Source organism: Vibrio sp. 10N.222.46.A1 (assembly GCF_041473595.1).
In the GTDB taxonomy this organism is placed as follows: Bacteria; Pseudomonadota; Gammaproteobacteria; order Enterobacterales; family Vibrionaceae; genus Vibrio; species Vibrio tasmaniensis_A.
This window is the reverse complement of sequence record NZ_JBFRSN010000899.1, coordinates 1-2,174: the sequence shown is the minus strand read 5'-3', so window position 1 is coordinate 2,174 and position 2,174 is coordinate 1. Positions and strand designations below refer to the sequence as shown.

Here is a 2,174-nt window from a genome sequence, read left to right as displayed (position 1 = left end):
GTTTACCCTATGGAAGGCAATGAGCAGATTCTCGGTATTAATTATCGTGATTATCCAGACCAATGGGAGTCTGTTGAGATAGCCCGTAATCTTGGCAACACCTTTATTGCCGGCCCTTTTGAGTTGTTTCAAGGCGGGCAAGCCCTCATTACGCGCACTCCGATCTTTCGAGACCCGCCTTTTAACGAAGACTATTGGGGTGTATCCAGTGCCGTTATTAGTTTAGATGAGCTGTTTGACGATGTCGGAATCGGCAAGATCGAGAACAAGTATGAACTCGCGATTCGTGGTGCAAACAGTTCAGGTAAAGATGGTGCAGTCTTTTATGGCACTCAAGGTGTGTTCGACAATGCGTTTGCCACTGAACAGGTGAGTTTCCCACATGGTGGTTGGTACCTTGCTCTTTCTGGTAACGAACATGTATTGATGGATGAACCTTGGTATCGAATTCAAGCGGTAAGGCTGGTGGGTTACTCCATAATGGTAGTGCTGGCGTTTGCCTTCTTTACTATTTATCGCCTGTACCGAATTGCAGATAGCCGCTCTATGCATGATGAACTCACCATGTTACCTAATCGTCGATACTTTATGTACAGCCTAAAGCAGGCGTTCAAAGTCACCCAAAAGCAGAGAGCAAGAACCTTTGCTGTGGTAAATATCGATCTGGATGGCTTTAAAGCGATCAATGACACTTTTGGTCATGCGGCTGGCGATCAAGTGCTTATTGAGTGTGCTAATCGCATTAAGAGTGAACTACGTGGTTCAGATATCGTTGCGAGAATCGGTGGTGATGAGTTCTTAGTTTTGTTACCACGCATCATTGATGATCAACATGTCTCTTCGATTGTAGCTAAACTTCGAAGAGCGATATGTAGCACACCTGTTGTTTATGATACGCACTCGATTTATCTTCGAATCAGCGTTGGTTGGGTAATTCACAACAATAACTACACTGGTGTCGATGCACTACTCAAAGCGGCTGATGAAAAAATGTACGAACAGAAACGACAAATTTTATAGGTTGGATTGGATCTGCTATTAGAATTTAGTTGCTGAATGTGGGGAAAAGCCTCAGAATACCGCGCTTTGCTCCTTATCAATCCTATTGATGAGCGAAAGCTGTAGCAACGACTTATTTCTGCGCGTTGCTCATACTAAATGTTATTCAACTGAGAAAATAATCTATGAGTTTTACCTCCCTTGGCCTTTCTGAACCGATCCTTAAAGCTATTGAAGCACAAGGTTACGATAAGCCATCACCAATCCAAGAGAAAGCCGTACCAGCTGTCCTAACGGGCAAAGATGTAATGGCCGCTGCTCAAACAGGTACAGGTAAAACTGCTGGCTTCACGCTACCTATTCTTGAAATGTTATCAAAAGGCCCTCGCGTACGTCAGAACCAAGTTCGTGCACTAGTGCTAACACCTACCCGTGAACTTGCTGCGCAAGTGAATGGCAGCGTAGTTAAATACGGTATTAACTTACCGCTTACTTCTACGGTCGTGTTTGGTGGCGTGAAAATTAACCCTCAGATGCAAAAACTTCGTAAAGGTAGTGATGTGTTGGTGGCAACACCGGGTCGTCTACTTGACCTATACAACCAAAATGCAGTGCGTTTTGATCAGCTAGAGATTCTAGTATTAGATGAAGCTGATCGCATGTTAGACATGGGTTTCATCCGCGACATCCGTAGGATCTTGGCTTTCCTACCGAAGAAGCGTCAGAACTTACTGTTCTCTGCAACGTTCTCTGATGATATTCGTAGCTTGGCTAAAGGCTTAGTAAATAACCCAGTTGAAATCTCGGTAAGCCCTGCAAACTCAACAGCACCAACTGTTGAACAAAGTATTTATCCAGTAGATAAAAAGAAAAAAGCGCCAATGCTAGCTAAGCTGATCAAAGATAATGATTGGCGACAAGTGTTGGTGTTCAGCAAAACAAAACACGGTGCAAATAAGCTTGCTCGTTTCCTTGAAGAACAAGACATCACTTCTGCTCCTATCCATGGTAACAAGAGCCAGGGCGCGCGTACTAAAGCCTTAGAGAACTTTAAAACCGGTAAGGTACGAGTACTCGTAGCGACCGATATCGCTGCTCGTGGTATTGATATCCCACAACTTCCTCAAGTGGTTAACTTCGACCTTCCAAACGTATCAGAAGATTACGTTCACCGT

2 protein-coding genes are annotated in these 2,174 nt (G+C 44.2%); both read left to right on the top strand.

The genetic code is table 11. The features are described from left to right. Window positions 1-1,020 (top strand): diguanylate cyclase (locus tag AB4496_RS21635; RefSeq protein ID WP_372131928.1); only part of this gene is annotated, 1,020 nt, incomplete at its 5' end. A 164-nt stretch (window positions 1,021-1,184) separates the two neighbouring features. After that, the coding region (locus AB4496_RS21630; RefSeq protein ID WP_372131926.1) for a DEAD/DEAH box helicase at window positions 1,185-2,174 on the top strand (990 nt) is incomplete at its 3' end.